Raw genomic sequence first — 7,801 nt, forward strand, 5'->3', positions numbered from 1 at the left:
ACTGGTTTCCGGCGCCCTGATAACGAAGTGACCTCTCATTGAAGGTCACCAGGAGCTTGCCCGCGCCACGGAGCGATGCGGGGATGCCTCCATTATTCGAGTACGACTTGTGAGCACAGTAACCACTGAACGCGACGGCGAAGCCCTGCCTGGCGTTTCACCACGCCGCGGGCGCCGCAGCCTGCTGACGGGCCTGGCGTTGACCCTGGCAAGCACGTTGCCGACCACCAAATCCCTGGCCGACGAAGCCGCCGGCTCGTTCGACCCGCAAACCTTGTCCCAGCGCGGTATCGACCCGCAGTTGGCCAACTTGCTGCTTGAGGCACCGCGTTTCGCCACCGGGCGCCATGCCCTCAACCTCAACGTGAACGGCCAACGGCGCGGCCGGGTCGACGTGGTGTTCAACGACCAGGGCGCGTTGTGCTTCAACCAGGCGTTGCTGGACGCAGGCCTGCTGCGCGTACCGGCTGACGACGCGGCGTGCCATGGGTTTCTCGACACCTACCCACAGACCGTTATCGAGCAAGACCCGGCCAGCCTCAGCCTGTCCCTGGTGGTGCCGACCGACGCCATCCGCCCGACCGAGCAAGACATTTCCGGCTACCAGACCGGCGGCTTTGCCGGCCTGCTCAACTACGACCTCACGGGCCTGTACAGCGAATATGGCGACGAAAACAGCCGCTTCGGCTCGGCCAATACCGAGGTCGGGTTCAACGCCGGCGACTGGATCGTGCGCAGCCGCCAAGTGCGCACCTGGCAGGACAAGGTCTCGCGCACCACGCACCTGGACGCCTACGCCCAACGCACCTTCGCCGAACAGCAGGCAGTGTTCCAGGCCGGGCAGATCAACCTGTACAACCCGGTGCTGGCCGGCGCGCAAATCACCGGCGCGCAGGTCCTGACCGAAACGGCGCTGCAGGATCAGAACCAGGGCGCGACCATCACCGGCATCGCCAACAGCCCGGCCCAAGTAGAAGTGCGCCAGAACGGCACGCTGATTCATTCCACCGTGGTCCCCGCCGGGCCCTTTTCCCTCACGGATGTGCGGCGCTTGAACAGCCGCTCCGACGTGGAAGTCACGGTCAGGGAAACCACCGGCGAAGAACGCCGCTTCACGGTACCGGCGGGCATGCTCGGCCTTGGCTTGCCAGCACCGGGTTACTCGGTGGCGGCCGGACGCGTGCGCAAGGTTGGCGACAGCGAAGGCGCCGAGCCCTGGGTGGTCAGCGGTGGCTGGAGCGGTGCCCTGCACCCGCAAGTCAGCGTCGGCGCCGGGTTGCTGGCGGCCGAGGATTACCGCGCTGCCGGCATGAGCCTGGGCTGGTTGCCGTGGCAAGACGGCCAGCTACAGCTTTCCAGCCAATTGGCCCAGGCCAGCCGCCGAGGCAACGAGCGCGGTGTGCAAACAGACCTGTCGTGGTCCCAACGGCTGAGCGAGCGCTGGGCGATTACCACCGCCACCTCTTGGCGCTCGATGGACTATCGCGACCTTGAAGATTCCACAACCACCACCGACACCCGCGAACAGCGCGAGTCCCGCTACCGCGACCAGCAGAGCGCCACGGCCTCCTGGTCCCACCCGATGCTGGGCGCGTTCAGCGCCGGGATCTCGCGTTCATCCAACTTTACCGGTGAAAGCAGCAGCCGCGCGCTGGCGTCCTGGGGCACCAGTTTCGGCCAGGTCTCGGTATCGGCCAGCGCCGAGTGGCAGGTCGGCGGCCGGCAGCGCAGCGATGACAGCGTTTACCTGAACATCAGCGTGCCTCTGGGCGAAAGCCGTCGCGGGCGCCTGTGGGCGCGCAATGCCGGCGGCGAACATCGTCTTGGTGCCGGGCTCAGCGAACAGCTCAATGACCAGTTGAGCTATCGGGTTGGCGTAGAGCGCGACAGTCGCGACCAGGAAGTGGAGTCGTCGCTCGGCGTCTCGGCTTTGCCGTATTACAGCCAGTTGGACCTCAACTACACCCGCAACAATGCCGAGCGCTCCAGCTATCAAGGCGGCGCGCGCGGTGGCGTGGTGCTGCATGGCGACGGCCTGACGTTTTCGCCGTACCCGGTGCGCGAAACCTTTGCGGTGGTGTCGGTCGGCGACATGCCCGGCGTCCAGGTCAGCACCCCCAGCGGCCCGGTGTGGACCGACTGGCAAGGCCAGGCGGTAGTGCCGCAACTCAGCGCCTATGGGCGCAGCCCAGTGGAAGTGCAAACCCGCTCGCTGCCGCGCAATGCCGATATCAGCAATGGTTTGGCGGTGCTTTCGGCAGGCCGTGGCGCGGTGGACAAAGTCGAGTTCGGCGTGGCCCTGACCCGTCGCGCCCTGCTTCAGGTGACCGACGCCAACGGCCAGGCGCTGCCGCGTGGCGCCGCAGTGAGTACCGACGACGGTGAGTTTGTGACGCTGGTGCAGGAAGGCAGCCAAGTGTTCCTGCCCGACGTGCTCGACCGTCGCCCGCTGTGGATCAGCGTGCCGGGGCAGGCGCGCTGCCGCTTGAGTTACGTCCTGCCTGAGAAAGGCGACCCCCAGGTGTACTACGAAACCGCAACGGCGCGGTGCCAACCATGAGGACTTTCACCATGGGCTCAAAACCCGTCTTGCTGTCGCTGAGCCTGTTGCTGGGCGCCAACGCCTGGGGCGCGGAGGAATGCCAGTTGAACCTGAGCGAATCGGTGCTGGATTTCGGCTTGATGAACCGCGCGGGCGCGTCGATGCCCGCCACCGAACGCTTGTTGGGCGACCGGCGCCTGAGCCTGACGCTTAACTGCCCCAACCCCACCGACATGAGCCTTTTCTATCGGGGCCTGGCGAGCGGCACCGAGCGTTTTCGCTTCACCGAGCGCGGCAGCTACAGCCTGCGGGTCAGCGATGCCGTGCTCGACGGCCAGGCCGTTGAACTGGGGTTGCTCAGCGGCAGCGGCCAGCCTGCTATCCGCACCGGCGCAATACTCGGTTGGCGGCCGGAGCACGGCATTGTGCCGATGCGCGGTGGAGTGCCGGTGAATGGGCGCAGCTTGTCGCTGCAGGTGGAAGCCAAGGCCTGGGCCCAGGAAGAAGCCTCGCGAGTGACCGATGCGGTCACCTGGGACACCAGCGGCGTATTCGACGCCATCAACGCCGGCCGCTCCCGCGAAGTACGCCTGCAAGCACGCTTTGCCCCGGCGGCTTGCACACCAAGCCTGTCCAACGGCGGCACGGTGGATTTCGGCAAGTTGTCGGTGATGGACCTGAACATGGACAAGGACACCGCGCTGCCCGACCGGCCTTTGGTCGTCAGCGTGGCCTGCGACGCACCGACCGCATTCACCCTGCGTTTACAGGATAACCGCCTGGGTTCGGCCACCGGCCCTGCGGACGAAACTACCTTCGGCCTGGGACTCGACGCCCGACAACAGAAGATCGGGCGTTACCGGCTGGTCTTCGACCCCTTACGCGTCACTGCCGACAGCTTTGCGCAGCTGTACCGCACCGATTCCGCCACCGGCACCTCGGCCTGGAGCAGCGCCAGCGCCAGCCCGCTCGCCATTGGCACCGGCCGCTATCTGGGCTTTGGCGCCAGCGCCGGCAGCACCGGCGGCCCGGTTCCTATTCAACAACTCAGCGCCACGGCGAGCCTGGAGGCGGTGATCGCTCCGCTGGGTTCACTGGACCTGGGCAGCGAGGTGCGGCTCGACGGCGCGGCCACCCTCGAACTCAACTACCTCTAGGAGCACTTCCATGAAAACGCTATTGATCCCGTGCCTGGCCTTGACCCTGTCGGCGGGCGCCGCGCAGGCCGCGTCCACCGTCGACCTGACCGTCACCGGCCTGATCACGCCGATGGCCTGCACGCCGGTGTTGTCCAGCGGCGGCTTGGTGGATTTCGGCAAGATCTCGCGCAACGACCTCAACCTCACCAACGGCACGCGTCTGCCACTCAAGTCCCTCACGCTGACCGTCAACTGCAATGCCGCCGGCCGCTACGCCTTGCGCATGCGCGACAACCGGGACGGCACCGCCCACGTCAACAGCGAGATTTTCTACGGGCTGGGGCTGGACAGCAGCGGCAACAAGATCGGCGTGTACTCGGTGAGCTTTGACCCCAAACAGACGGTGGTCGATGACCTCGCGGTGGTCTACGGCACTGAGTCCACCACCGGCGGCCTGGCGTGGCGCACCTCCAACCTCAACCCGATCGATATCGGTTCACGCAGCCTTCTTGGATTCACCGACGTGCTCGGCAGCAATGCGGGCCCGTCGGCGATCCAGACCCTCACCAGCACCCTGACGCTGGAAGCAACCATCAACGCCCGACAAAACCTGGACCTCAGCGTGGAAACGCCGATGGACGGCTCTGCGACGTTGGAAGTTGTGTACCTGTAACCCCTGAAATTCCCTTTTCCCTAGATAGGAGCAACACCGTGCAAAAATCCCTTTCCTGCCTGATCGGCACTCTGATTATGGCCGGCACCACCACGGCCCACGCCGCGTCCTCAGTCGACCTGAATGTGCGTGGGTTGATTACACCGAGTGCGTGCGAGTTGAATTTTGCCAATGGCGGCGAATTTGACCTGGGCAAAATTGCGGTCAAGGACCTGCAGGCGGACTCGCCGACGGACTTGGTCGAACAGAACGCACAACTGACTGTGACCTGTGAAGGTTCGACGCTGGTGGCGATTGAATCCAAGGACAACCGTGCGGGCTCAGCCTATTGGGATGGGGCTAACACGTTCGGACTCGGTTTGATCAACGGCACCGAGAAGCTGGGCAACATGTGGGTGCAACTGCGTTCAGCGGTAGCTGATGGCGCGGCAGCCTATGCCATCCATTCGATGGACGGCGGTTTGACGTGGGCGACTGCCGGCTATATGCGCGACGGCAACCTGGTATCGGCCTACACCGGTGGCACCGTCGCACCGATCCCGGTGCAGGTGCTGGTGGCGCAAATGCGCCTCTCTCCTGTCATCGCCCCGGCCAGCGGCTTGACCCTCACTAGCGAAGTGCCGATCGACGGTTCGATCACGCTGACTGCCAAGTACCTGTAACACCCACAGGCACAACTCAAGCACGGCCGGGCTTGCTGTTGTGCCTCTACTGACTGCGCGTGGCTGGCCAATCACACTGGCCAGTCACCACAAGGAACATCCTTTTGATGAACAGCTTTTTTCCTGTCCTTACCGCCACATTGCTCATGGTCGGTACGTCCTGTGCCTGGGCGGCCAGCAGCGTCGACCTGAGCGTCAAAGGCCTGATTGTGCCCTCAGCCTGTACGCCAAGCCTGAGCAATGACGGTAACGTCGATTACGGCAAAATCGCCGCTCGCGATCTTGCGCAAGACACTTTCACGCACCTGCCGTACGCGCTGCTGCAATTCAAGGTCAACTGCGAGGCGTCGACCCTGTTTGCACTCAGAGGAATAGATAATCGAACAGGCTCCTCAATCGAAGCCCGTAGTTTTGGCCTGGGCATGATCAATGGTTCGGAGAAGGTCGGTGGTTATTACGCCATTTTCCAGGACGCTTACGCTGACGGCGTGGCCTTGTACTCGATTTGGTCAAGCGATGGCGGCTCGACCTGGAAGAAGCCCAACGGCAGCGATACATGGTGGTTAAAGTCTGACTTGATTGGCTTCGGCAACGACGCCAGCGGAGTGCTGGCGCCGGTACCGATCCGTGATCTGACCAGCAACTTGTACATTCGCGGCTACATCGCCCCCGCCTCAATGCTGACACTGACTCAAGAGCAACCCATTGATGGTTCGCTGACCACCGAGATGTTTTATCTGTAGGCGTCAGACCTTTTCGCTGGTCACCGCCACGTAACGTGCGCGGCCGGCGCCAAGGCCGGCGACGATCGCTCCCACGCCGATCACGCCGAACACCCAGCCGGTGGCGCCCCAGCCGCCGGTCCAGTCATGCAAAAGGCCCACGGCCAACGGGCCCAGGGACGCCAGCGTGTAGCCAATGCCCTGGGCCATGCCCGACAGGTTGGCCGCCACGTGGGCATCGCGCGAGCGCAAGACGATCAAGGTCAACGCCAGGCTGAACGTGCCGCCCTGCCCCAACCCCAACAGAATCGCCCAGCCCCACAAACCTTCAAGCGGCGCATACAGGCAGCCGAACAGGCCGCCGAGGGTCAGCAGCATCACCACCACGATGGCCAGGCGCTGGTCCTTGCCACGGGTGGCCAGCCACGGCGCGGTCAATGCACTGAGCAGTTGCACGATGATCGACCCAGACAGCGCGAGCCCGGCCTCGGTTGGGCTCAGCCCGCGCCCGATCAGGATCGACGGCACCCAACCAAACACGATATAGGCCAGGGAGGATTGCAGCCCCATGTATAACGTCACTTGCCAGGCCAGCGGATCGCGCAGCAAGCCTTTGACCCGATAAGCGACATGATGGGCGCCTTGCTTGTGCCCCACTTGCGGAATCCAGAACAGCGCCGCCACCAACGCCGGCACAATCCAGAAGCCCAGGCCGACAGCCCAACTGCCGCCGAAATACTGACTCAACGGCACCGTAGCCCCTGCCGCCAATGCCGCCCCCAGGCACAGCGCCATGGTGTAGACCCCGGTCATCGTGCCGGCCTGTTTGGCGAAGTCGCGCTTGACGATGCCCGGCAGCAACACACCGATGATGCCGATGCAGGCACCGGCAATCAGGCTGCCGGCGAACAACCCGGCCTCACCCAAGGCACTGCGCAAAATGATGCCGCCCGCCAGCGTCAGCAGAACTCCCAATACCACGCGCTCAGCGCCAAAGCGTCGGGCCAGGAGCGGTGCCAGCGGCGCGAACAAGCCCAGGCACAGCACCGGCAACGTGGTCAGCAAACCGGCCTTGGCCGCTGACAACCCCAGGCTGCTGGAGACTTCGCTGAGCAACGGCGACATGCTCGACAACGCCGGGCGCAGGTTCAACGCCACCAGGATCAGCCCCAACAGCAGCAACCACGGGCGACTGACCACCGGGTGACTGTGCTGGACCTCATCGTCGTCGGCTTCGGCGTCGATCAACAGTTCTTCAAGTTCGGTTTTGCGTTGGGCTTCAAGGTTCATTGATCAACTGCCGGCAAAGGGATTTGGCGCGTTCCGTGTCTTGGTGTTGCACGGCGTCGAGCAGGGCGATGTGCAGGTCGAACACCGCCTGGCGACGTGGCGAGATGTCCAGGGTCTGGCGCAACTGGGCACCGACGATGCTGGAAAAGTACTGGTACAGCTCACTCAACGCCGGGTTGTGCGCGGCATCGACCAGGCGTTTGTGAAACACCAGGTCGGCGCTGATATAGGCCTCCAGATCACCGTGGTACAGCGCGGCGCTGGCATCCAGAGCTTCACGCAATCGGCTCAGGTCTTCCTCGGTACGGCGCAACGCCGCCAGGCCGATCGCCTCCACTTCGAGAATCTGCCGCGTCTCTTGCGCCTGGGCGATCGTGCAATGAGACAACGCGCGCATCGCACCCATCGGGTCGGTCATCGAGCGCAGGTAACTGCCGTCGCCCTGGCGGACTTCAATCAAGCCCGAAAAAGCCAGGACGCGCATGGCTTCGCGCACGGTATTGCGGCTGATGCCCAGTTCTGCGGACAACTCCGGCTCAGTGGGCAGCCGCTCGCCGATGGCCCACGTGCCCTGGCTGATGCGCAGGCGCAGTTGCTCCAGGGCCTGATCGACCAGGGAGCGTTTGATCAAGGGGGCGATGTCTGTCATGTGTTTTGCGCTTTCGTCCAATCATAGGATGAATTTTCCTACAGCCTATTCGGACTTGCCTACAAAGGCAACGCACTAGGGTTTTGAGGCAGGGAAATGAACTGAATTTTCGATTGGTAAAATT

7 protein-coding genes are annotated in these 7,801 nt (G+C 63.9%); 5 read left to right on the forward strand and 2 right to left on the reverse strand.

Annotated elements, in window-relative coordinates:
* The first annotated feature begins 109 nt into the window (after positions 1-109).
* From WBB95_RS04490 to WBB95_RS04510, 5 genes are all read left to right on the forward strand, one after another.
* Entirely contained in the window at positions 110-2,560 is a 2,451-nt protein-coding gene (locus WBB95_RS04490; protein WP_424486493.1) for a fimbria/pilus outer membrane usher protein, read from the forward strand.
* A gap of 11 nt (positions 2,561-2,571) precedes the next feature.
* Positions 2,572-3,699 (forward strand): DUF1120 domain-containing protein, encoded by a 1,128-nt coding sequence (locus WBB95_RS04495; RefSeq protein WP_424486494.1) that lies wholly within the window; start codon positions 2,572-2,574, stop codon positions 3,697-3,699.
* A 10-nt stretch (positions 3,700-3,709) separates the two neighbouring features.
* A complete protein-coding gene (locus WBB95_RS04500) occupies positions 3,710-4,354 on the forward strand; it encodes a DUF1120 domain-containing protein (RefSeq protein ID WP_424486495.1) in 645 nt (214 codons plus the stop codon).
* Positions 4,355-4,392: 38 nt separating this feature from the next.
* On the forward strand, positions 4,393-5,016 hold the full coding sequence (locus tag WBB95_RS04505; RefSeq protein ID WP_424486496.1) for a DUF1120 domain-containing protein: 624 nt from the start codon (positions 4,393-4,395) through the stop codon (positions 5,014-5,016).
* A gap of 107 nt (positions 5,017-5,123) precedes the next feature.
* Positions 5,124-5,759: a DUF1120 domain-containing protein gene (locus WBB95_RS04510; protein ID WP_424486497.1), complete on the forward strand. Its 636-nt coding sequence runs from the start codon at positions 5,124-5,126 to the stop codon at positions 5,757-5,759.
* 3 nt (positions 5,760-5,762) lie between these two features.
* Here the strand turns inward: WBB95_RS04510 and WBB95_RS04515 are convergent, their stop codons facing one another.
* Both WBB95_RS04515 and WBB95_RS04520 read right to left on the reverse strand, forming a co-directional pair.
* Positions 5,763-7,028, reverse strand: coding sequence for a CynX/NimT family MFS transporter (locus WBB95_RS04515; protein ID WP_424486498.1), 1,266 nt, complete (start codon positions 7,026-7,028; stop codon positions 5,763-5,765).
* The gene (locus WBB95_RS04520; RefSeq protein WP_424486499.1) at positions 7,018-7,677 is read right to left on the reverse strand and encodes a FadR/GntR family transcriptional regulator; all 660 of its coding nucleotides are present in this window, start codon (positions 7,675-7,677) and stop codon (positions 7,018-7,020) included. Before WBB95_RS04520 ends, WBB95_RS04515 begins: the two co-directional genes overlap by 11 nt.
* Between the last annotated feature and the right edge of the window lie 124 nt (positions 7,678-7,801).

This window comes from Pseudomonas sp., from assembly GCF_049645325.1.
GTDB lineage: Bacteria > Pseudomonadota > Gammaproteobacteria > Pseudomonadales > Pseudomonadaceae > Aquipseudomonas.